The following is a 22455-nucleotide window of genomic DNA, read 5'->3' as shown; positions in this document are numbered from 1 at the left end:
GCGCGATGGGGGTAACTCACTCGAGTGTTATCGGTCGTGTCACCGTCGACCTTTAGGGTCAACTCGTGCGAGTTCTGGTGACCGGCGCCACTGGGTACGTCGGCAGTGCCGTGGTGCGTGAGCTGCGGGTTCGTGGACATGAACCTGTTCCGTCCTGTCAGCGGCTCTCGGAGCCGTTCGAGTTGCGAGACGTGGACGCCGTGATCCACCTGGCCGCCGCGGCACGAGTCCGCGAGTCTTTTCATGATCCACTTTCCTACTGGGAGACGAACGTCGGCGGGACGCTGAACCTCCTGAAAGGTCTTCAAGGGCAACGTTTCCTGCTCGCTTCGACTGGCACGGTGTACCGGCCCTCGGAGGCCCCGCTGACCGAGGAGTCGGCCAGGGAACCGTCCTCCCCGTACTCCGCCTCCAAGGCCGCAGCGGAGGACGTGGTGGCGTGGACGGCGCGGTCCGGACGCATCGGGGCGACCACTCTCCGTTTGTTCAACGTCGCTGGAGGTGGTGACAAGGACACCACACGGGTGATCACGCGGGCCGTGGCGTGCGCCGCCGGGACAGCGCCCGGCATGGAGGTCTACGGCGACGGGACGGCCGTGCGCGACTTCGTGCACGTGCGGGACGTTGCCGCCGCCTTCGTCGTGGCCCTGGAGGCCTGCGAGGTGGGCACGTCGTCGGTCTACAACGTCGGCTGCACGCCCGCCTCGGTGCGGGACGTGCTGGACTCCGTCGCCTCGGTGACCGGGCGGGCCGTGGACGTGAGCTGGAAGCCCGCCGTCCCCGGCGAGGCCCGGTCGCTGCGGGCCGACGCGTCACGGCTGCGGGCGCTGGGCTGGGAGCCCCGGTCCTCAGCGCTGGACGAGATCGTCACCGACCAGTGGCTCGCTTTGGCACCGGCACCCGGTCCAGGTCCTTCGCGATGACGATCTCGCCGTCGAACTCGGCGGCGGCCTCGGCGTGGAACTCGGCCGGGTCGTCGTAGCGCTGGGAGAAGTGCGTGAGGACGAGCTTGCGGACCCGGCAGTCCTGGGCGACGCGGGCGGCCTGCTGGGCGGTGAGGTGGCCGTGGTCGCCGGCGAGCTTGGTGTCGCGCGCGAGGTAGGTCGACTCGATCACCAGCATGTCGGCGTTGTCGGCGAGCTCGAAGACGTTGTCGCAGAGCCTGGTGTCCATGACGAACGCGAACCGCTGGCCCTTGCGGGGCTCGCTGACGTCCTGGAGCTTGACGCCGTTGAACTCGCCCTCGGTCTGCAGCGTGCGGACCTGCGGGCCCCCGATGCCGTGCTCCCTGAGCTTCTCGGGCAGCATGCGGTGCCCGTCCGGTTCGACGAGCCGGTAGCCGAAGCTGTCGATGCCGTGGTCGAGGCGGTAGGCCTCCAGCCGGCCGAACTTGCCCCTGGCGATCTCGCCGTCCTCCTCGACCGGCACCTCGTCGATCTCCGCCGCGTCGTAGAAGGCGCTGGCGTACCGGAGGCGTTCGAAGAAGTGGGCGCCCGACTTCGGGTAGTGGGCGTGGACGGTGTGCGGGACCCGGTCCAGGCTGAGCCTCTGCACGATGCCGGGCACGCCCAGGCAGTGGTCGCCGTGGAAGTGGGTGATGCAGATCCGGGTGATGTCGCTCGCAGCGGCGCCTGATCGCAGGAGCTGTCTCTGGCTGCCGTCACCGGGGTCGAACAGGAGGCCCTCGCCGTCCCACCTGAGCAGATAGCCGTTGTGGTTGCGCTGGCGGGTCGGGACCTGGCTGGCCGTTCCCAGGACGATCAGTTCCCGGACTGTCACCCCCTGACGTTAACGTGCGTCCTATGCGGAGCGTGGAAGCAGCAGCGTCCTGGCCTGTCGGGAACGTGGCGGTCGCCGTCGTCGCGGACGGGGCCGTCGTGGGCTCGTTGGGTGATCAACAGCACGTGTTCCCGCTCGCGTCGGTGACGAAGCTGCTCACGTCGTACGCCGTGCTCGTGGCCGTCGAGGAGGGCGCGGTCGAGTGGGACCAGCCCTGCGGCCCCGAGGGTGCGACGGTGCGGCACCTGATCTCGCACACCGCCGGGTACGCGTTCGACAAGCCCGAGGTGCAGGCCGCTCCCGGCACGCGCCGGATCTACTCGAACGCCGGGTTCGACGTGCTGGCGTCTTTCGTGGGCGAGGCGTGCGAAATGCCGTTCGCCACTTATCTGCACGAGGCCGTTTTCGCGCCGTTGGGGATGAGCTCTTCCGCTTTGACCGGCTCGGCGGGCGCCGGGGCCGAGTCCTGTGCCGCTGACCTGGCGTTGTTCGCTCTTGAGCTGTTGTCGCCGCGCCTGGTCTCGGCTGCTCTGGTGAGCGAGGCGACGTCTGTCGTCTTCGAAGGCCTGAACGGCGTGCTGCCCGGTTACGGCATGCAGAAGCCGAACGACTGGGGCCTCGGTTTCGAGATCCGCGACTCGAAGTCGCCGCACTGGACGGGGACCTCGCACTCCCCGCGCACCTTCGGCCACTTCGGCCAGTCCGGCACGTTCCTGTGGGTCGACCCGGAGATCTCCGCCGCCTGCGTCGCGTTGACCGACCTGCGCTTCGGGCCGTGGGCGGTGCAGGCGTGGACGCCGTTCTCCGACGGCGTCCGCGCGGAACTCCTCAGTCGGCGAGCCTGAGCGCGAGCTGCCGGAGGATCTCCTGCACGTCGGCGTCCTCGTAGTCGTTCTCGTACGCCTGTGCAACGCCGTGGAAGGCGTAGAGCAGCCCCGCGGTGAACCAGCCGAACTGCGACAGCACCTGGTCCATCGCCTGCTTGAGGGCCTGGGCGCCGGCCTCGTTCAGCTCGCCGTCGACCTTGACCTCGTAGCTGAACACGCCCTCCTGCAACGACTTGAGCGCCATGCGCAGGTAGTCGTTGGATCCGGCGCCGTCGTAGCTGAGCGTCAGGACGCCGAGCGCCCGCTGCATGATCTCCCGCTGCTCCACGCCGCCACTCTGCCTTCTGCTCGGGCGTGCGTCACCCTCCGACACCCGGTGGGGCGTTCGTCAGCCGGGCTTGCGCGCGACCCACCGCGCGACCGAGAACACCCCGGCGGCACGGGCGGCGTCGAGCACGCGCTTGCCGTCGTGGATCACGGTGTCCTGCTCGCCGGCGTACTCGCCCCAGCCCTGGCCGTCGTCCGGCGGCGTGCTGCCCCAGCACTCCACGTCCGGGTACAAGTCTTCGGCGACCTCGACGACGAAGCCGGCGCCCGCCATCATCTCGCTGTACTCGTCCAGCGTGCCGAGCCGCGGGATGGAGATGACCTCCTGCACGGGCTCGATGAACGGCGCGATCTGCTCCTCGGTCACGTGCTCGCCGAACGGCCGCCGGATCCAGTCGACCCCGACCAGGGCCGCACCGGGCTTCAGCACCCGGAACGCCGCCGCGAAGAAGGCGGCCTTCTCGGGGAGGTGGCACACCGACTCGTAGAAGCTGACCATGTCCAGCGACCCGCCGGGCCACGCGACGAGCGACTTGTAGTCCTCGTCGCCGACCGTCAGGAACGCGGCCCGGTCCGCGAGGTTCTGTTCAGCCGCGTACTTGCGCGCCTGCGCGGAAAGCCACTCGTTGTTGGAGATCCCGACGACGTTCGCACCGGCGACCTCGGCCATGTAGACCGCCGTGCCACCGACCCCGCTGCCGAAGTCGAGCCCGGTCCCGCCGGGCCGCAGCCCCGCCGCCTCGACCTGCTTGCGCGCCAACGCCTTGGCCGCGTCCTCGGGAGACAGCCCCGCCTGCTCGGCCGCCAGGTCCCCGTGGTGCCAGAACTGCCCCATGAGCGCGTGGTAGGCGGGTCCGGCGTGGTCGTAGTACTCGCGAACCTGTTGCTCGACGGAGGTGTTCACCAGTCCGGCCTTTCGTGTTGAGCTCGCGGCCAACGTAGTAGCCGGTTCAACCAGTTGTCCACGATCCCGGTCCGCCAAGCGGACGGATCGGCTACTTTCGGATCTTCACGTTCCACTGCCGCGGGGGGCACACCGAATGACCGTCGACAGCTCCGGCCGGCCGACCCGGCTGGACATCGCCAAGCAGCACGTCGAGCAGGCGTTCGGCCCGAGGCTCGCGAAACGCCTCGACACGTTCGAGGACGGCACCCTCTACATCACGGCGGGCGAGTTGGTGCGGCTGCTGGCCTGGTTCGTGGACTTCGTCGTCTACCTCCTCCTCGCGGGCGCCGGCTTCGTCGCCTTCGCGTTCGCCGACCGCGAGTTCGGGTTCTCCGAGGGCACGGTGGTGTTCTTGATGCTCGGCCTGCTGGCCGGCGCGCCGGTCCTCTACGGCCTGTTCTTCGGCAACGGCCGCGCGGTCGGCGCCGCGCTCACCGGGACCCGCCTCGTCCGCCTCAGCGACGGTGGCCGCATCGGGTTCGCGGCCTGCTGGGCCATGCTCGTGCGCACCCTGCTGTTCCCGTTGCTGCTCGTCGCCTTCGTGTACAGCGGTGTCGGTCCCGGTTCGCTCAGCAGGGTGAGCATCGACGACGAGGCCACCCGGCGGCTGCACGAAGCGGGGTTGCGGAACCGCGACTCGATCCGGCTGCCCTGATCGCGCGTTCGCTCTGGCGGTTCAGGCGTCGGTGATCACGTCGCGGAGGCCGACCTCACCAGTTCCTTCTGCTCCGCGATGACCTGGACCAGTGCGGTGTGCTGCCGTTCGGTCTCGGGGGTGACCACCTCGATCCTCTGCCTCGCCAGCACCACTTCGTACGTGGAGGACAACGTCTCGAGCGCATGTACTGGCTCCGTGTCCACCTCCCCGTAGAGGTTGAGCAGAGCCATGATCAACGGTCCGGCGCTGTCCGTCGTGTCGTCCTCGAGGAGCTCACCGATCTCCTCCAGGTACCCATCAGGCTCGCCGATCGTGCTGCGACCAGCCGCGACTGCCTCGTCGGCGAGTTCGAGAGATCGCCGCACGAAATCGGCGGTCGCGGGATTCACCTCTCCCAGCACGCCCCGGTCGAACGCCAGGACGTGCCGGATCGCTCGCACGGAGAGCGCGAAGCACTGCCTCGGCGACAGGGCGTCGATCAGGGGCCGCACTTCTCGCATCTCGTAGTCCCACAGCAGCATCTGCAACTCACGATCTGGGTTTTGTGATGTCGACGGACCTGGTGCCGGAGGTGGGGAAATGACCGGCACACGACAAAGCCCCAGCTGGACCGAAGTCCAGCTGGGGCTTGAAGTGGTGCGCTCGGCAGGATTCGAACCTGCAACCTTCTGATCCGTAGTCAGATGCTCTATCCGTTGAGCTACGAGCGCGAGCTATTCAATTGTAACCGATCCCCTAGAGGCTCGGCCTTGCGGAGGCTCCGGGATTTGAACCCGGGATGGGGGGTTACCCCAAACCGCATTAGCAGTGCGGCGCCATAGACCAGACTAGGCGAAGCCTCCCGGGACCATCCTTGGCCACGGGACATAGGTTACACAGGTCCTCAACCGAGTTGCAAAACGCCCCCCTCCTACACCTGAACGTGCTGGTCAGAGCACGTTCAGAGGGCGGTCGAGGGGCGTTAAACGCCTGGTCGGCGCGAGCGGAGTGACCTAGATCATTCCGAAGCGAGTTCCAGGAACGGTTGGAGTGACTCGGGATTGCGGAGCGCGCCCCTGCTGACGGCTTGGTCCGGGGCCATGCCGGCGAGGATCTTCTTGACCGGGACCTCGCACTTCTTGCCGTTCAGGGTTCGCGGGATCTCGGTGACGGCCACGAAGCGGTTCGGGACGTGGCGCGGGGAGAGAGAAGCGCGCAATTCGCGACGCAGCAAGGGTTCTACTTCGGCGAGGGTTACGCCGTCGAGGACGACGAAGCAGAGCAGTTCGCCTTCTGCGACGCCGGAGGTGTCGATCACCAGGGAGTCGGCGACGCCGTTGACGGACTCGACGACGCGGTAGAACTCCGAGGTGCCCATGCGGACGCCGCCGCGGTTGAGGGTGGAGTCGGAGCGGCCGTAGATCACCGCCGAGCCTCGCGGGGTGATGCGGATCCAGTCGCCGTGGCGCCAGATTCCGGGATATGTGTCGAAGTACGCGTCGCGCAGGCGGCTGCCGTCCTCGTCGCCCCAGAAGAAGACCGGCATGGACGGCATCGGTGCCGTGATCACGAGTTCGCCGACGGCGTCGGTCAGTTCGGTGCCGGCCTCGTCGTAGGCGTGGACGGCGGCGCCGAGGGCGCGGCAGGAGAGTTCGCCCAGCCAGACCGGGCGGTCCGGGGACGCCGCCACGAAGGCGGTGCAGACGTCGGTGCCGCCGGAGACCGAGGCGATCTGGACGTCCTTGCCCACGGCGTCGGCGATCCAGCGGAAGCCTTCGGGGGTCAGGGGTGCGCCGGTGGAGCCGACCACGCGCAGGCCCGTCAGGTCGTAGGTCGCCGACGGGTCGAGGCCTTCCTTCAGGCACGACTGGACGTACGGGGCCGAGGTGCCGAAGTAGGTCACGCGGTGTTGTTCGGCCAAGTGCCACAACGTGTTCAGCGACGGGTAGGCCGGGCTGCCGTCGTACAGGACGATGGTGGTGCCGACCATGAGGGCGCCCACCAGGTAGTTCCACATCATCCAGCCGGTGGTGGTGAACCAGAAGAAGCGGTCGCCGGGGCCCAGGTCGCTGTGCAGGCCGAGCATCTTGAGGTGTTCCAGGACGATGCCGCCGTGGCCCTGCACGATGCCCTTGGGCAGGCCCGTGGTGCCGGACGAGTAGAGCACCCACAGCGGGTGGTCGAACGGCACCGGTGTGAACTCGAGGGCGGCACCCTCGTTCGCAGCGATCAGCTCCGAGAACGAGTGCGTGTCCGGCAGGGTGGAGCCGTTGTCGAGGTAGTCGATCAAGACCGTGGCGCGCAGGCCGGGCAGCTGCGCGCGGATCTCCTCGACGACCGGGCGGCAGTCGAAGGACCGTCCGTTGTAGACGTAGCCGGAGACCGCGACGAACACCGCGGGCTCGATCTGGGTGAAGCGGTCGGCGACGGCCCTGGCGCCGAAGTCCGGGGAGCAGGACGACCACGTGGCGCCCAGGGACGCGGCCGCCAGGAAGGCGATGAGGGCTTCGGGGGTGTTCGGGACGAGTGCCACCACCCGGTCGCCCTGCGAGACGCCCAGAGAGGCCAATGCGGCCCGGAAAGCGGCCACGCGCGCACGCAGCGCGGCGAACGTCAAAGAAGAGGCGACGCCATCTTCGCGATGGAAGATCACGGCGAGGTCGTCGTCGGCACCGCGGCGCAACGCGTGTTCGGCGTAGTTCAGCGTGGCGCCGGGGAACCACTGGACGCCGGGCATCTCCGCGGAGCCCAGCACGCGCTCGGCAGCGGAGTGGAACCGGACGTCGAAGTACTCGGCTACGGCGCCCCAGAACCCCTCGAGGTCGGAGACGGACCACTCCCACAGCGACTCGTAGTCGGGGAAGTCGTGCCCGCGGCCTGCCAGCCAGGTGCGGAACTCGGTCATCCCGTTGTCCCTCGTGGGGTCCGGGCGCCACAGCAGTTCGACGTCGGTGTCGGTCATGCCCCCTGTCTAACCCAGGCACAACCGAACGTCCATGTGTGATTGGCGGACTTGCGGTAGCCCACCTGTGTGGAACTATCCTGCCGCGATCAGTTCGTCGACCGCGCTGGTCAGCCGTGAGGCGTCGGCCGGGGCGAGCACCAGCCAGCCGTCCTGCTTGCGCAGGAGGTAGCGGCCCTCGCGCGTGTCGAGCCACGACACCGATCGGCCGGTCGGGCGGGGCACGCCGTCGCGGTTGCGGGCGGTCAGGCCGAGCTCGCCGCCACCGATGCGGGACGTGACGATCCGCACCAGGTTGTGCGCCTCCGGCTCGCGGATGCCGGCGTCGCGCAGGACGTCCAGGAACGCCTGCTTGCCCTCCTGCTGGCCCGCCCTGCCCGCGCGGACGTAGTCGTCCCAGCGCACGTTCACGGCACGGCCGGAGCCCGGCGCGAGGCCTGGCAACGATGACACCGTGGCCGAGGCCAGCGACGTCGGGTGGAACGCGTACAGGTGCACCTCGCCGTTCACACGGGCCGCGAAGGCGCCGCCCCAGCCGGCGCACGCGACGCCGCGGGCCAGTTCGGCGCCCTTGAAGTACGCGATCTCCAACGCGCGGTCGAACTCGCCGAGGCCGCTGACCAGCGCGCGGAGGTCGGGGTCCGGGCGCTGGATCGTGCCGAGCCTGCGGGCCTGCAACGACCGCGAGCTCTCCTCGACGAGACGCTGCCGCGCCGCTCGGGTGGCCCCGGCGTGGGGCGTGCCGAGCGGCACGACGCGGTCTTCACCGTGCACGGCTTGCCACAGCAGGAAGAACTCCTGCGAGCTCACCGTGAACTGGCGTTGGGTCATTGACCGATCACCGGCGGGGCCGCCTTGCGGTCCAGGCCGAAGACGTTGTCGTCCTCTTCCAGGTAGCTCGCCGTCTTGTGTTCCTTGGAGTCGTTCTGGCCACCGCCCGCGGGGGCACCGGCCATCGGCGCGCCGCCCATCGCGAGCGGGTTCTGGAACGCCTTGGTCGTGTTGCCGGGTGCGGCCGAGGCAGCGGCCGCGGCACCGCCGGCGCCACCACCGCGCGCGCCGTCGTTCACACCGGCGACGTTGCCACCGGACACGGCACCACCGCCGCCACCGCCGCCACCGGAACCGCTCTGGTTGCCGGAGCCGAACGGACGGGCCATGCCGCCGAAGCCGCCGAACCCTCCGGCGCCACGGCCACCGCCACCGCCGCCACCCCCGCCGCCGAAGCGCGAGGAGGCGTTCGTGGTGCCGCGGTTCTGGTTCTGCGTGCCGCTGGTCGCGACCGGAGCACCACCGGCGCCACCCGCGCCGCCGTCCGGCGTGCCGCCGGTGTGCGAGCGGTTGGTGAGGTCGGTGCCGGTCGGCGTCGGGTTGATCGGGTTGACCGGAGGCGTGAACTGCTGCGGCACGGTCTGGTCGACCGCGGCCGAGTTCTTCTGGAACGTCGCCATCACGTCCGCCGCGAGGCGGTGCGAGGCGTCGTTGGCCGCGAGCGCGTCGACCGGGCTCGTGCCGATGGTCTCGAAGCCCGCGAAGTCGGTCTGGGGCTGCTGCGCGATCAGGCGCTCGTTCTGCAGGGCGCCGAAACCGTCGACCTGCGTGAGCCGGTCCTGCAGGACCGCCCTGTTCGCCAGCGCGGCGTCCGTGGGCACCGGTGGCGCGGGGGCCGCGGGAGGCGGCGGCATCGCGGCGCGCGCGGCCTCGACGTTGCTGGTCTCGGTCGTGATCGCGGCCGACACCTTGACGGCGTAGTTCGCGGTGTCGTCGACCCAGTTGGTGACCTCGGTCAGGCCGTCGCGCGCGAGCCGCGCGGACTCGCTGTCCCAGCCGACGGAGGAGTCCTCGACGGCCTTGAGCAGGCTCGTGCGGACGCCGGCGATGTCCTCGCCGATCTTCTGCCAGTTGGTGGCGGCGGCCTGGGCGCCGGCGAGGTTCACGCCCGTGTGCACCATGTTGTAGAGCTGCTCGTGCGTGTACGTCATCCAGTCGACCGGCTCGTGCAGGTCGTTGCGGTCGTACCCGCCGTCCTTGTCACCGCCGTGACCGCGGCCGTCGTTGCCGCGGTCGTCGTGACCACGGTTGTCGTGACCACGGTTGTCGTGACCGCGGTTGTCGCCGCCCTTGTTGTCGTTGCCCTTGTTGTCGTGCGATCCGTGGCTCACCACGACCCCCCGGCGTTCTTCATCGACCGTTCGGCATCTTCGTCGGCATCGCGGATCGTGTCGCGGTTGCGGCTGAGGGCGTTGCTGATGTCGTCGAGGACCTTGAAGAGGTCGAGCAACGCCTTCGCGGCGCCCGAGTCCTCGCCGACGGCCAGGTCGGAGAACCGCGCGCTGATCGCCTTGGCGACCGGGTTCTCCCCCAGCTGCAGCGGTGTGGCCAGCTGGTCGGTCGCGCGCTTCCACAGGTCCATGACCTGGTCGCGCGCGCTGTCGACCGCCTTGATCAGCGCGTCCGCGGCGTCGACGTCGAGCGTCAGCTTGCCGCTGTCCGCCGCCTGGTCGAGCTTGGCCGCGGCGTTGCTCGCCTCGGCCTTGTCCACCAGCATCTGCTGCTGGAGGACGGGTTTCGCCGCCGCCAGTTGTTCAGCCGTGATCGGCGCGGTGACCGACGTGGTGACGTCGGGAGTCACCGGCGGTGTGTCCGCGCCAGTAGTGCCAGTCTTGGTGCCACCAGTAGTGCCTGTCCCCGTGACTTCAGCCATCCCTCACAACCCCCTGCACTGCATAACTCGTCACCGCAGCACTGGGCGTTACTCGCAGCTACACCCAGTCAGCCGTCCGAAGCACTCCTTAGATGTACCCGGAGGACGGTTCGGTTCCAATCCGCCGGAAAGACCCTTACCTCATGTGAGCGTCAAACCAGTTCAACGCACGAGTCCACGCTTCGTCACTCGAAACGTTGAACCTGACCAGATCTGACGCGGTTTCGGAGCTGATCACAGCATCACGAAGCTTGCTCACTTCTTCCGAGTCCTCGTCGCTGAAGATTCCAAGCCACGGGCACGACAGATCCGCGGCCACGTCCACGAGCGCTGGAAGCCCGTCCGAGAGCGGCTCGAGGATGCCGGGGGCCTGCACGGTGACGGCGGCGCCGATCGTGCGGCTGGCGGCGACCACCATGGCGACGGTGCCGCCGATGTCGAAGCCGACGACGCCCATCCGGTCGGCGCTCACGCCCTGCTGGCCCAGCCAGACGAACGCGACGTCGGTGTCCGCGAGCAGCCGGTCGCCGTTGAGCTTGCTGACCTGGTCCCGGATGTCGTCGCCGTGCACGCGGTCGGCGTCGTAGAGGTGCGGCGCGATCGCGAGCCAGCCCTCGTCCGCCAGGCTGCTGACCAGCGTGCGCACACCCCGGGTGATACCGCGTGCCTCGTGCAGCACCACGAGTCCGCCCCGGACGGCGGAGTCGGGTTCGGCGATCGTCACCCGCAGCTCACGGCCGTCGGTGAGGGAGAGCGTCTCGATGCGGGGTGTGGTCATGTTTCCCACCCTTCCACGACGGGGTGAACTCCAGTCAACGTGACCAATCGGACGGAGCAATGCGAGGATCGGTGACATGACCGTGCGAACCCGTGCTGACCTGGCGTCCCTGCCGTCCTACGTGCCTGGCAGGACCATCCCCGGCGCCATCAAGCTCGCGAGCAACGAGGTGTCCGCCGGACCGCTGCCGAGCGTCGTGAAGGCGATCGCCGAAGCGGCCACCGGCATCAACAGGTACCCCGACTCGGGCTCCGTCGAACTCACGAACCGCCTCTCGGACAAGCTCGGCGTGCCCGCCGACCACCTGGCCATCGGCTGCGGCTCGGTGACCTTGTGCCAGCAGCTCGTCCAGGCCACCTGCGCCGAGCAGGACGAGGTGCTGTTCGCGTGGAGGTCGTTCGAGGCCTACCCGATCGTCACGCACGTGGCGGGCGCACGGCAGATCCGCGTGCCGTTGAACTCGGAGCACACGCACGACCTGGACGCGATGCTCGCGGCGATCACGCCGAACACGCGCATGGTCTTCGTCTGCAACCCGAACAACCCGACCGGCACCGCGCTGCGCACCGAGGAGATCGAGGCGTTCATCGCCCGCGTCCCCCGTGACGTGCTGGTGGTGCTCGACGAGGCCTACAAGGAGTTCGTGGACGACGCCCACGTCCCGGACGGCGTCGAGCTCGCGAAGCAGCAGTGGGCGGCGGGCCACAACAACGTCGCCGTGCTGCGCACGTTCTCGAAGGCGTACGGCCTCGCCGGCCTGCGGATCGGCTACGCGGTCGCGCCGCCGGTCGTCGCCGACGTGCTGCGCAAGGTCTACGTGCCGTTCTCCGTGAACGCCCTGGCGCAGGTGGCCGCGATGGCCTCGCTGGACGCCGAGGACGAGCTGATGGTCCGCTGCCGCGCGATCGTCGCGGAACGCACCCGCGTGCGCGGCGAACTGCTCGCCATGGGCTTCGACGTGCCGGAGACGCAGGCGAACTTCGTGTGGCTGCCCCTGGGCGAGCGCACGGCCGCGTTCAACGCGCACTGCCTTGAGCACAAGGTCGTCGTGCGCGCGTTCGTGGAGGAGGGCGCCCGCGTGACCATCGGCGAACCGGACGAGAACGACGCCTTCCTGGCCGCCGCCCGCGCGTTCACCCTCTGAGAACTACTTGGTGAGCAGCTGGACGATCGCCGCGACTCCCACCACCACGATGACGCCGCGCAACACGGCGGGTGGGAGTTTGCGGCCGATCTTGGCGCCGATCTGGCCACCGACCACGGACCCGACGGCCAGCAGCAGCACGACCAGCCACGCCACGTCGGCGATGAAGATGAACAGAACACCCGCGACGAGGTTCACGAACGCGGTGAGGACGTTCTTCAGCGCGTTCATCCGCTGCAGGTGCTCGCTGACGAGGACACCCATGATCCCCATGACGAGCACGCCCTGCGCGGCACCGAAGTAGCCGCCGTAGATGCCCGCGGCGAAGACGCCGAACCACAGCAGCAGACCGCCGTCGTTGTCGGCGTTGCGCCGGTGGGAGAGCTTGCGGTTGAGCCACGGCTGCGCCACCACGAGCACCAGCGCGATCACGATCAGCACCGGAACGATCGCGGTGAACGCCTTGTCCGGCAACGTGACCAGCAGGATCGCACCGATGACGCCACCGATGATCGACGCGGGCAGCAACCGCTTGATGCGGCTCGACTGCCCCTTGAGCTCCTCGCGGTAGCCCCACGCGCCGGACAGCGAACCGGGCACGAGGCCGAGGCTGTTGGACACGTTCGCCACCACGGGCGGGTAACCGACGGCGAGCAGCACCGGGAACGTCACCAGTGTGCCGCTGCCGACGACGGTGTTGATGCCGCCTGCGAACACACCCGCGATGACCACCGCGATTGCTTCCCAGACCGTCATGTCACCCCCAGGTACCCGATGGTTCGCGACGCTAACACTCCGTTCGGACCAGCGAAGTGTGGCGCTCATGACAACAGGCCCGGCACTCAGCGTGAGCACCGGGCCTGTCTGGTCGAGCGTTCGGTTACGCGACCTTGCGCCTCATCGCCGCGCCCGTCATCACGAGCAGCGCGCCGAAGAGCACGAGGCCGAGGACGCCGACGCCGGTGTTCGCCAGCGCGCCGGGGTTCTTGACCGCCAGCACCGGGCTCGTGGTCACGTTCGAGCCACCGCTGCTCCCGCCCGCGCCAACAGGGGTGACGACGGTCGGGTCGGTGACCTCGGGACCGGCCTCGAGCCACACGTACGCCGGGTAGTCGCGACCGCGGACGTTGCCGAAGGGCTCGCCCTCACCGAACTCGATGACCTTCCACGGGCCCACCACGAGCGGCACGTACACGCCGACCGGCAGGTCCGGGAAGGTCCAGGCGCCCTGGGCGTCCGTCGTGGTGCTCGCGACCGGTTTGCGGGTGGTCGGGTCGAGCAGCACGAACTTGACGTTCGGCACCTTCTCCGGGGCCATCCAGTCGCCCTTGACCACAAAACCGGTGAACGTCTGCGTCGCGCCGGGCACCTTGCTCGTGGCGGTCGACCACGGGAGGCCGGCACCCGGCTCCGGGCCGAACGAGCAGCCGATCGTGACGTAGCCGTAGTCCGGCGACGCCTCGGGCATGGGCGTGCTGAGGTGGACGGTGAACGTCTGGCCCGCCGCGATCTGCACGCCGGCGCCGTTGCGGGCCAGCTGACCCCACTCCGCGCCCTCGTTGCCGAGGTAGGGGCCATAACCGCCGCTGCTGCACTCCGCCTTGACCTGCAACGACCTGCCGGTGCCGTTCTTGATCGACACGTTGACTCCAACGGCGTCGCCCGGCGCGTACTCCGGCTTGTCGAACTCGATCCAGGTCTTCAGCTCGTCCGACAGAGGCCGGACCATCCGCACCTGGGCCGTGCCCTCGTCACCGGGGTTCACCACGGCGATGCGCTGGGCTTCGGGGGTCTGGTCGACCCAGTCGGACTTGGGGTCGTAGCCGTACTGGGCGTAGTAGGTGCCGGCGGACAGGTCGGTGAAGCGGATCCGGCCGGAAGCATCGGTCTTGCCGCTCTTCCTCATGAACGGCTTGCCGCCGCCGACGCCCACCTCGTGGTTCACGAGCTCTTCACCCGCGTCCAGCTGCCCGTTCAGGTTGAGGTCTCCGTACACGACGACCGAGGCGGAACCGGTGCCCCAGCTGACGTCCGCCCGCGCCTCGGCCTTGTTGTTGTCGTTGTTCGGTTCACTGGTCTGGGTGCCGATCTGGGCCACGTAGCTCGTCTTGCTCAGCTTCGCCGGGTCGTCGCCACCGTCCTTGAGCCGGCCGGTGAAAGTGGCCTGCCTGCTCTCACCGGGGTACAGCACGATCTGCGGGTCCAGGAACCTGCGGAGCTCCTGGTAGTCGAAGTACGGCTCCTGCTCGTTGTACGGCGTGCCCTGCCAGTTGCCCTGGGCAGGGGTGGCACCGGTGCCGATGTTCTCGACCTTGAGCGTCATGCGCACCAGGTCGGAGAGGTCGTAGCTGGGCTTGTCGAACGAGACGGAGACCTTGAGGTCCGGTGCGAAGACCGTCGGGTCCTTCACCTGGGGCCCCTGCACGACGGCGAGGTCGGCGACGACATCCTGCTCGGCGATGACGTCGACGAGCCGGTGTGCGCTGCCGTCCTCGAGCTTGTAGGCGCCCACGACCTGCAGCGCGACCTTGCCCTGCGGCAGGTTCTCGATCCGCCAGGCGCCGGACCAGTCGCTCGTGGCCCACCCGAGGATCCTGTTGGTGGCGGGGTTGCTCGCGACGACCTTGACCGAGTCGATGCCGGTGCCGCCGGCACGGAGGTGGCCGACCACGGTGCCGCGGGTGCCGGCGACGTCCGCACCGACGGTGAGGCCGGGGTTCGCGGCGCCGGGGCCGCCGACGAAGCCGTCGCTGTTGCGGCCGTCGGCGCTGAAGGCGCAGGCGAAGTAGACCTTGCCGGTCGGGTAGTCGACGTCGGGCACGGTGTCGGTGACGGTGAACGTCTTGGTCTCCCCGGCGCCGATCGTGACGCCGCCGCGGTCCGGTCGCAGGTCTCCCCAGCCGTCGCCGGTGCCGTCGAGCGTCGCCGGGTCGTTCTCGGGGTCGCAGACGGTGACGATGTTGGTGATCGGGGTCGAGCCGGTGTTGTACAGGGTGACGCTCACCGAGATCGGACCGCCCTTGGCGTACCTCGGTTTGTCGAACGAGTACCCGGTGATCTGCAGCGAACGCGAGAGCGGCGGCGCTGCCTGCAGCGCGACCTGGGTGGTCTCACCCGACTTGACGGTGACGAGCTGGCCGGGCTTGATCGTCAGCTCGGTGCCGTTCGAGTTCCTGCCGTTCCAGAGCACCCGGTAGGTGCCGGCCGGAACGTCGCGGAACTCGAACTGACCGCCGTTGTAGGTCCCGGCGGAGCCGGGGAACTCGGGGCCGCCGACCAGCTTCAGCGTCTGCCAGTCGATGCCCTCACCGGGTCCCGCGGCACCGTTGCCGTCACGGTCCTCGAAGAGGACACCGGTCAACTTGCCGCCGCTGCTGACGATCTTCGTCTCGGCGCGCGACTGGTTGTCGTTCGGCGTCTTGTCGGTCGCCCCCTCGGTCCAGGCGCGGACGGTGATCGCCGCGTTCGGAACGCCCCACTGCGCCTTGGCGCCGAGTTTGATCACCTTCTCCGCGCCCGGTGCCAGACTCGGGCGGGAGACCAACTCGTCGACGCCCGTGGTCAGGTTCAGCTGCATGACCTCGCTGGCGAACCGGATCTGGTCCGCGGGCGCGTCACCCTCGTTGCGCACGGTCAGCGTGATGCCCAGCGGCTCACCCAAGGCGTACTCGGCGCGGTCGAACTTCACGGAGATCTTGAGGTCCGGCGCGGTCTGCTGCTGCGCGGCCTGCTTCTGCTCGTCCGGCTTCGCGGACTCGCTGGGCGGGGCGGGCGGCGTGGCAGGGGTGCTCGGAACCGACGACTGCGGGTTCTCCTGAGGAGGAGTCGAGGTGGACGGCGGAGCCGGGTCGCCGGACGGTGGCGGAACTGACGGGGAGGTGGACGCGGGCGGCTCCGCCGGCTCGGTCGACGACGGAGACGGGGTCACCGTCTCCGTCGAGGCCGGGTTGGTGCTCGCCGGGTCGTCCTGGGCGAACGCACCCGTGGTGGCGCCACCGAACGCCAGCAGTGCGGCGGTGGTCACGGCCGCGATTCTGAGCAGGCCTCTTCTGGCAGGTCTATCCGACATCGGTTCCCCAGGTCTCAAGGCAGGTTGGACGTGCTGAGGCAACCGAAGAGGCGCACAGCACGGCTCCACCGCGGTGCACCGGATCCCCCAAGACCCCCATGGTCATGTCCGCCGACGTCATACCCCCGCACGCGTCCGCAAGACGACCGGAAAGTACCGCAAGTCCACCACCTGCGGAAGAGACGAAACGGTCACGGGTGGGATGCTGTGCGGGTGACGCCCGAGGACCTGGCTCACCTGCGCCGGGCACGTGACCTGATGGACCGCGAGTACGCGAGCCCGCTGGACGTGCCCGCCATGGCCCGTGCCGCGCTGATGTCGCCGTCGCACTTCGCCCGCCAGTTCCGCGCGGCGTACGGCGAGACCCCGTACGGCTACCTGATGACCCGGCGGATCGAGCGGGCGAAAGCGTTGCTGCGCCTGGGGAAGCTGTCGGTCACCGAGGTCTGCGTGGAGGTCGGCTGCACCTCGCTCGGCTCGTTCTCGGCGCGGTTCACCGAGCTGGTCGGGGAGACGCCGTCGGCCTACCGGGCCCGTGCCCACGACGAGTTCGCCGCGGTGCCGGGATGCCACCTGAAGGGGCTGACGAGACCGAGCAGGTTTCGAGAAGCGACTCGGGCACGGCGTACCTAGGGTTCCGCCCATGAAGCTCTCGCACACGTTCCTCTTCGTCCACGACCAGGACAGCGCGCTGAAGTTCTACCGCGACGTCCTGGGTCTCGAAGTGCGCACCGACGCCACCATCGAGAACGGGTACCGCTGGCTCACCGTCGGGTCTCCCGAGCAGCCCGGCGTCGAGATCGGTCTGGCGCGCATCGGTCCGCCCGTGCCACCGACCGACCACGAGGCGCTGGAAGCGTTGCTGGCCAAAGGATCGCTGCAGGGGATCATCTTCGAGGTCCCCGACGTGGACGCGAAGTTCGAGCAGGTGCGGGCGGCCGGTGGCGAGGTGCAGCAGGAGCCCGTCGACCAGTACTACGGCGTGCGGGACTGCGCGTTCCGCGACCCGTCCGGCAACATGGTCCGCTTCTCCTCGCCGCGGTCGTAAATCGCTTCTCGGTCCGGCGCCTGGTGTGGTTCAGTGGTGCCCTCACAAGGCGTTCTCGCAGACAAGGTCGATGCCATGGGCAGCCCCGGACACACCGGGTGCCTTCGCAGTACCCGGTGACTCTCGCGTTCACTTCTTCGCGATCACCAGGAGTTCTACCTTGCAGTGGTACACGTCTTTCTTCACCGATCTCGCCAACGGGTTCTGGCGCGGCGCCGTTCAGCCCTCGCAGACCTCGGCCGAGATCGACTTCGTGGCCGGCCTCGGTGCCGGCCCGCGGGTGCTGGACGCACCGTGCGGCAGCGGCAGGCACAGCATCGAGCTGGCCCGGCGCGGCTTCAAGATCACCGGCATCGACATCTCCGACGAGGCCATCGCGCACGCCCGTGCGCTGGCCCCTGATCTCGACTGGCGGCAGGGCGACCTGGCGTCGCTCGGCTCGTTCGGCGTGACGGCCGACTTGGCGCTGTGCATGGGCAACAGCTTCGGCTACCTCGACCACGCCGGTTCGCAGCGGTTGCTGCGCGATCTGGCCGAAGCGGCACCGGTTCTGGTCGTCGACTACGGCTGTGCGGCTGAGGCGTTGCTGCCCTCGCTCCCGGGCGAGATCCGCATGTCCGCGGGCGGCGTCGACATGGTCGCCGTGAACACCTACGACGTGGCGACGGCGCGGTTGCTGATCGACTTCACCTTCTCCGACGGTGAGCGGACCCAGCGGTCGACCTGCGTGCAGCACGTCTACACGGCGGGTGAGCTGACCCGGATGCTGCAGGACGCCGGGTTCGGTTCGGTGTCGCTGTTCGGTGACGTCGACGGCAGCGCTTTCCGCGTGGGCAGCCACAGGTTGCTGGCGGTCGCGCGCCGCTGATCGCGTATCGACTGGCTCAGGTGGTAGCGCTCTCATGGCCACCTGGGCCAGTCTCGAACCCATGCGTGCCATCACCGCGGTAACAGCCCTGGCCTCGTCCCTGGTGCTGCTCGGCTCCACAGCGAGCGCAGCAACCGACCCCGCCCGCGACCTCGCCGCACGGGTGAGCGCGGACGGCGCTCATCGCCACCTGATCGCGTTCCAGCGCATCGCCGACACCCACGGCGGCAACCGGGCCGCCACGACCAGCGGTTACTCGGCCAGCGTCGACTACGTGGCCGGGCGGCTGCGCGACGCCGGTTTCGACGTGACCACACCGGAGTTCGAGGTGAAGCAGAAGGTCGACGACGCGGGACGGGCCGTGGTCGGCACGGCGTCGCACGCGCTCGTGCCGTTCGGCGACACCCCGAACACGCCGGACGGTGGCCTGACCGCGCCGCTGCGGGCGGTGCCGGAGGACGGCACGCCGGGGTGCGAGGCGAGCGACTTCGCCGGACAGGACTTCCGGGGTTCCGTCGCGCTGATCCGGCGCGGCACCTGCACGTTCGTCGCCAAGTACGCCAACGCGGTGAACGCGGGCGCGGCGGCCGTGATCATCTCCAACAACGTCGAGGGCCACCTCGACCTGCGCATCCCCGGCGCGGTCCCCGGCGGCAGCGCCTCGCGGGCCGACGGCACGGCGCTCGCGGCGCTGGCGGGTCAGTCCGTCACTGTCGACCTGCGCCACCACGACGAGGTGCACCTGGACCGCAACGTCGTCGCGCAGACCCGCACCGGTCGCGCTGACAACGTCGTCATGGCCGGCGCGCACCTCGACAGCGTCGACGCCGGTCCGGGCATGAACGACAACGGTTCGGGATCCGCGGCACTGCTCGAGGTGGCGCTGAAGATGGGCGCTCGGCCCAAGCTGCCCAACGCCGTGCGGTTCACGTGGTGGGGTGCCGAAGAGGCCGGGCTGATCGGGTCGCGCGCCTACGCGTCGGCGCTGTCGTTCGAGCAGCAGCTCGACATCGCGCTGTACCTGAACTTCGACATGGTCGGCTCGCCCAACCCCGGCTACTACGTCTACAACGACCCCGGTCTGCCGTACGGGTCGAAGCACATCGAGAAGGCGTTCAGCGACTTCTACACGGCCCGGAACCTGGGGCCTGAGGGCCTGAACGTGCGGGGCGCGAGCGACTACGGCTCGTTCACCGCCCTCGGCATCCCGGCGGGCGGCATCATCTCCGGCGGCGGCGAGGTCAAGACCGTCGCGCAGGCCGCGAAGTGGGGCGGCACTGCGGGGATGGAGATGGATCCCTGCTACCACAAGGCCTGTGACAACCTCGGCAACATCAACCGCGAGGCGTTGGGCCGCAACGTTTCCGCCGCGGCCCACGTCATCGCCTCCTACGCCGTCACCACCGAGGGCGTGAACGGCGTCCCGTCCCGAGTGGAACGGGCGGCGCTGCGTTAACCCAGGTTGTTCGTGTCGAACGTGTTGCAGCGGGCGGGGTCGCCCGTCTCCAGGCCGGTCGTGAACCACTTCTGCCGCTGCTGCGAGCTGCCGTGGCTGAACTGGGTCGTGTCGACCCGCCCGCCGCCGAGCTCGCTCTGGATGAAGTCGTCACCGATGCGCGCCGCCGCGTCGAGGGCGGCGTTCACGTCCTCCTGGGTGATGTTCGAGATGAGGGGCTGGCCGTTGGCCGACGGGACCGTCGTCGCGGCCTTGCCCCAGGCACCCGCGTAGCAGTCGGCCTGCAGTTCGAGGCGCACGGAACCCGAGGTCGGGCCGGTCTCCCGGCCGACCCGGTCCGAGGTGCCGAGCAGGTTCTGCACGTGGTGGCCGTACTCGTGGGCGAGCACGTAGGCCTCGACGAACGGGCCGCCGGTCGCACCGAACTTGGTGCGCAGCTCGTTGAAGAAGTCCAGGTCGATGTACACCTGGGAGTCCGCGGGGCAGTAGAACGGCCCGGTCGCGGAGGTGGCGTTGCCGCAGCGGGTGTTCACGCTGCCGCGGAAGAAGTTGGTCTTGGTGACCTGGTAGGTGTTGCCCGAGCGGGCGAACTGGTCGGTCCAGAAGCTCTGGATCGAGTTGATCGTGGCCAGGACCCTGCAGTCGCTGTCGCGGTTCGCGTCGGCGCCCGTCTTGCACTTGTCGCCCAGCTGGCCGGCCTCGACCTGGGTGTTGTTGCCCAGGCCCTCCAGGCCGCCCGCGGGCAGCTGGATACCGGTGAACTGCTGGAACAGGAAGTAGATGATCAGGCCGACCACGCCGAGGCCACCGCCGACGCCCGCGACCCTGCCACCCGAGCCGCGTTGGTCCGAAACCTGAGAACTGTCTAGTTCCGCGCCTTCGTTGAACTGCACCGCATCCTCCTGCCAAGGACCCCATGGGTGCCGCAAACGATAAAGCACGAAACATGCCTTGGTGCGGAGCCCGACGTCGGGGCACCGCACCAAGGCTTTCCCATTTGGAAGTGACGACTACGGCCCACGAAGGTTGGCGTGGCGCTCAGCCGGTGACGCCATGAGACGACACCGAAGCCGAGCTCAACAGCGTCGAAGTGCACCGAGCGACGCCTGACGGCGCCTGGGCACCCGAAACCTCGTGTCCATCGCTACACAGTCGCGACCGGACCGGTCACGTCCGATCCGTTCGCGGGGATGCGACAGACCGCGTTTCGCCACAGCGAGGAGATACCTGCACAGCACCACCTACCCCTTCTGGGCGTGGCCTCCGGGTGGTCAGTTCATTCACCTTCCGGTTGCCAGCTCGTTATCGACTATGCGCTTGATCGCCGCATTTCTCAACAGTTCACGCCAAACCTGAATTGGTGAAGTCAGACGGGTGACCTGCGGAGATCGACACTGCAGACAGCAATCGCCCGGTGAGAGGATCTCTCACCGGGCGATTTGAGAAAAACGTTCAGGAATTGATCAGGCGTTCGTCGAACGGCGTGCTCCGCGGCGGGCCATCACGCCCGCGGTCATCAGGCCGAGGCCCACCAGCAGGAACTCGAGCGGGTCGGCGCCGGTCCTCGACAAGCCCGGGATGACGGCCGCGGCCTGCTGCGAGGCCTTGTTCCCGGTCTGCGGGGTGGCCGCACCCGAGTCGTCGCCCGTGTCGCCGCCACCGGAGTTGTCGCCGTTGTCGCCGCCGCCGTTGTCGCCGTTGTCGCCGTTGCCCGGGGCCTCGTTGCCGGGGGTGCCGTTGCCGGGGTTCTGCCCCGGGTTCTCGCCGGGGTTCTCGCCCGGCTGCTCCGGCTGCTCGGGCTGTTCCGGCTGCTCGGGGGCCTCGGTCTTGCCGCAGTCGCCGCTCGCGGTGCCGAGCACGCCCGCGGCGGTGCCGCAGACCGTGATGGGGGCCTCGACGGTGCCGTTGGCCTGCTCCGGCTTGGTCTCGCCGCAGCTGCCCGTGCCGCTGCCGGCGACGCCGACCGAGTTGCCGCACACCGTGACGGGCGCGGAGACGAGGGCCTTGTCGGCCTGCGTGCGCGCGGCCGGCTTCTCGTCGCAGGTGGCGTCGCTGTTGCCCAGCACGTTGATCGCGTTGCCGCAGACCTTGACCGGGACGCTCACGAGGTTGCCGACGCGGACCTCGTCGTCGACGTTCAGCGGCACGGGGACGGCCTGGGCCCACCCGGCGGTCGCGACCAGCAGGCCGCCGGTGAGCAGCGCGGCGGACATGGAGCGGTTGACGATCTTGCGCATGACTGTTCTCCCTGGAAGGTGACGGATCCCTGTGCTGTTCGTGGCACCGGGGATCAGTCGGGAGAGAACGTCGGCTCCTCCGCGCGCACGGCGTGCGGCACGTCCTGCTGTTGAGTGCTGATCTCTGACGCTGTGGTGGCGGGAGGCCGCAGCACGTGCGGCAGCGTGCCCGCCGGGATCTGGTTGCTCGTGCTCGAACCCGCGCCGCTCTGCGGGAGCGTGCCGGGGACCGGCTGCTCGGCCTGCTGCGGCGACGGTTGTGGAGCGGGTTCGGGGTCAGCGTGGGTGATCGGCACCGAGACCTGCGGTGGTGTGTGCCGCACTTGTTGCTGTTGCGACACCTCTGGCCGTGCGGGCGCTTCTACCGGTGGGAGCGCTTGCTCCGGTACGGGCGGTGGCGCCGGCGGCTCGACGCGCGGATCCGGCTTCGGCGGGACCGGCACGTCCGGCAGCGGCGGCGCGGTCTCGATCTCGAGGCCGATGTCGACGACGGGGAGCTCGACGTGCAGTTCGAACTGGTCGATCTCGACCCGGACGTCGGCGTTCGCCTGACCGCAGCCGCCCAGCAGCCAGGCACCGGTCACCAGACCGGCGAGCAGGAGGAGCCGACGCAACCACGACATCGGCCCTCACCCTAGATCAAATGGAGCAGTGGGGCACGCGAAAAGGCCAT

The 22455-nt window shown here is 69.2% G+C and carries 22 protein-coding genes and 2 tRNA genes; 8 read left to right on the top strand and 16 right to left on the bottom strand.

Annotated features, from left to right (window positions below; translation table 11 throughout):
* Positions 1–65: 65 nt before the first annotated feature.
* A complete protein-coding gene (locus tag IE307_RS28040) occupies positions 66–923 on the top strand; it encodes an NAD-dependent epimerase/dehydratase family protein (RefSeq protein WP_191302365.1) in 858 nt (285 codons plus the stop codon).
* Here the strand turns inward: IE307_RS28040 and IE307_RS28035 are convergent.
* Positions 868–1779 carry a ribonuclease Z gene (locus IE307_RS28035; protein ID WP_191302364.1) on the bottom strand — a complete coding sequence of 304 codons (912 nt, stop codon included), beginning with the start codon at positions 1777–1779 and terminating at the stop codon, positions 868–870. The genes IE307_RS28040 and IE307_RS28035 overlap by 56 nt on opposite strands.
* A gap of 23 nt (positions 1780–1802) precedes the next feature.
* Between IE307_RS28035 and IE307_RS28030 the strand changes: the two genes are divergently transcribed.
* The gene (locus IE307_RS28030; protein WP_191302363.1) at positions 1803–2624 is read left to right on the top strand and encodes a serine hydrolase domain-containing protein; all 822 of its coding nucleotides are present in this window, start codon (positions 1803–1805) and stop codon (positions 2622–2624) included.
* Here the strand turns inward: IE307_RS28030 and IE307_RS28025 are convergent.
* Both IE307_RS28025 and IE307_RS28020 read right to left on the bottom strand, forming a co-directional pair.
* The gene (locus IE307_RS28025; protein WP_143091403.1) at positions 2608–2934 is read right to left on the bottom strand and encodes a hypothetical protein; all 327 of its coding nucleotides are present in this window, start codon (positions 2932–2934) and stop codon (positions 2608–2610) included. The two genes, IE307_RS28030 and IE307_RS28025, sit on opposite strands and share 17 nt — an antisense overlap.
* Positions 2935–2994: 60 nt before the next feature.
* Positions 2995–3837 carry an SAM-dependent methyltransferase gene (locus tag IE307_RS28020; protein ID WP_191302362.1) on the bottom strand — a complete coding sequence of 281 codons (843 nt, stop codon included), beginning with the start codon at positions 3835–3837 and terminating at the stop codon, positions 2995–2997.
* A 136-nt stretch (positions 3838–3973) separates the two neighbouring features.
* Between IE307_RS28020 and IE307_RS28015 the strand changes: the two genes are divergently transcribed.
* Positions 3974–4534, top strand: a complete 561-nt coding sequence (locus IE307_RS28015) for an RDD family protein (RefSeq protein WP_191302361.1) — start codon at positions 3974–3976, stop codon at positions 4532–4534.
* A gap of 35 nt (positions 4535–4569) precedes the next feature.
* Here IE307_RS28015 and IE307_RS28010 read toward each other — a convergent pair whose 3' ends face one another.
* From IE307_RS28010 to IE307_RS27975, 8 genes are all read right to left on the bottom strand, one after another.
* A complete protein-coding gene (locus IE307_RS28010) occupies positions 4570–5058 on the bottom strand; it encodes a hypothetical protein (protein WP_191302360.1) in 489 nt (162 codons plus the stop codon).
* Between the two features lie 113 nt (positions 5059–5171).
* A tRNA-Arg gene (locus tag IE307_RS28005) sits at positions 5172–5247 on the bottom strand.
* A 42-nt stretch (positions 5248–5289) separates the two neighbouring features.
* Positions 5290–5379 (bottom strand) — tRNA-Ser (locus tag IE307_RS28000).
* A gap of 155 nt (positions 5380–5534) precedes the next feature.
* Positions 5535–7478 (bottom strand): acetoacetate--CoA ligase, encoded by a 1944-nt coding sequence (locus IE307_RS27995; RefSeq protein WP_191302359.1) that lies wholly within the window; start codon positions 7476–7478, stop codon positions 5535–5537.
* Between the two features lie 75 nt (positions 7479–7553).
* The gene (locus IE307_RS27990; protein ID WP_191302358.1) at positions 7554–8309 is read right to left on the bottom strand and encodes an ESX secretion-associated protein EspG; all 756 of its coding nucleotides are present in this window, start codon (positions 8307–8309) and stop codon (positions 7554–7556) included.
* Complete coding sequence (locus IE307_RS27985; protein WP_191302357.1) at positions 8306–9640, bottom strand: PPE domain-containing protein; 1335 nt, start codon at positions 9638–9640, stop codon at positions 8306–8308. The genes IE307_RS27990 and IE307_RS27985 overlap by 4 nt, the downstream gene beginning before the upstream one ends.
* Positions 9637–10110, bottom strand: coding sequence for a hypothetical protein (locus IE307_RS27980; RefSeq protein WP_191302356.1), 474 nt, complete (start codon positions 10108–10110; stop codon positions 9637–9639). Before IE307_RS27980 ends, IE307_RS27985 begins: the two co-directional genes overlap by 4 nt.
* A gap of 208 nt (positions 10111–10318) precedes the next feature.
* The gene (locus IE307_RS27975) at positions 10319–10960 is read right to left on the bottom strand and encodes a dienelactone hydrolase family protein (RefSeq protein WP_191302355.1); all 642 of its coding nucleotides are present in this window, start codon (positions 10958–10960) and stop codon (positions 10319–10321) included.
* 76 nt (positions 10961–11036) lie between these two features.
* Here IE307_RS27975 and hisC point away from each other — a divergent pair, with 76 nt between their 5' ends.
* Positions 11037–12104 (top strand): histidinol-phosphate transaminase, encoded by a 1068-nt coding sequence (gene hisC, locus IE307_RS27970; protein ID WP_191302354.1) that lies wholly within the window; start codon positions 11037–11039, stop codon positions 12102–12104.
* A 3-nt stretch (positions 12105–12107) separates the two neighbouring features.
* Here hisC and IE307_RS27965 read toward each other — a convergent pair whose 3' ends face one another.
* The gene (locus IE307_RS27965; RefSeq protein ID WP_191302353.1) at positions 12108–12860 is read right to left on the bottom strand and encodes a sulfite exporter TauE/SafE family protein; all 753 of its coding nucleotides are present in this window, start codon (positions 12858–12860) and stop codon (positions 12108–12110) included.
* Positions 12861–12984: 124 nt separating this feature from the next.
* Entirely contained in the window at positions 12985–16128 is a 3144-nt protein-coding gene (locus IE307_RS27960; protein ID WP_191302352.1) for a hypothetical protein, read from the bottom strand.
* A 258-nt stretch (positions 16129–16386) separates the two neighbouring features.
* Here IE307_RS27960 and IE307_RS27955 point away from each other — a divergent pair, with 258 nt between their 5' ends.
* From IE307_RS27955 to IE307_RS27940, 4 genes are all read left to right on the top strand, one after another.
* A complete protein-coding gene (locus IE307_RS27955; protein WP_191302351.1) occupies positions 16387–16806 on the top strand; it encodes a helix-turn-helix transcriptional regulator in 420 nt (139 codons plus the stop codon).
* A gap of 10 nt (positions 16807–16816) precedes the next feature.
* Positions 16817–17221 (top strand): VOC family protein, encoded by a 405-nt coding sequence (locus IE307_RS27950; protein ID WP_191302350.1) that lies wholly within the window; start codon positions 16817–16819, stop codon positions 17219–17221.
* Positions 17222–17381: 160 nt separating this feature from the next.
* Entirely contained in the window at positions 17382–18089 is a 708-nt protein-coding gene (locus tag IE307_RS27945; protein WP_229905125.1) for a class I SAM-dependent methyltransferase, read from the top strand.
* A 61-nt stretch (positions 18090–18150) separates the two neighbouring features.
* Positions 18151–19545 carry a M28 family peptidase gene (locus IE307_RS27940; protein WP_229905124.1) on the top strand — a complete coding sequence of 465 codons (1395 nt, stop codon included), beginning with the start codon at positions 18151–18153 and terminating at the stop codon, positions 19543–19545.
* Here the strand turns inward: IE307_RS27940 and ypfJ are convergent.
* The 3 genes from ypfJ to IE307_RS27925 all read right to left on the bottom strand — a co-directional run bounded on the left by ypfJ (position 19542) and on the right by IE307_RS27925 (position 22405).
* Positions 19542–20438: a KPN_02809 family neutral zinc metallopeptidase gene (gene ypfJ / locus IE307_RS27935; protein WP_191302348.1), complete on the bottom strand. Its 897-nt coding sequence runs from the start codon at positions 20436–20438 to the stop codon at positions 19542–19544. The genes IE307_RS27940 and ypfJ overlap by 4 nt on opposite strands.
* A 570-nt stretch (positions 20439–21008) precedes the next feature.
* Positions 21009–21782: a hypothetical protein gene (locus tag IE307_RS27930; RefSeq protein ID WP_191302347.1), complete on the bottom strand. Its 774-nt coding sequence runs from the start codon at positions 21780–21782 to the stop codon at positions 21009–21011.
* Between the two features lie 53 nt (positions 21783–21835).
* Positions 21836–22405 carry a hypothetical protein gene (locus IE307_RS27925; protein ID WP_191302346.1) on the bottom strand — a complete coding sequence of 190 codons (570 nt, stop codon included), beginning with the start codon at positions 22403–22405 and terminating at the stop codon, positions 21836–21838.
* Positions 22406–22455 lie beyond the last annotated feature (50 nt).

Source organism: Lentzea cavernae (assembly GCF_014653695.1).
GTDB lineage: Bacteria > Actinomycetota > Actinomycetes > Mycobacteriales > Pseudonocardiaceae > Lentzea > Lentzea cavernae.
This window is presented reverse-complemented; position numbering and strand designations above follow the sequence as displayed.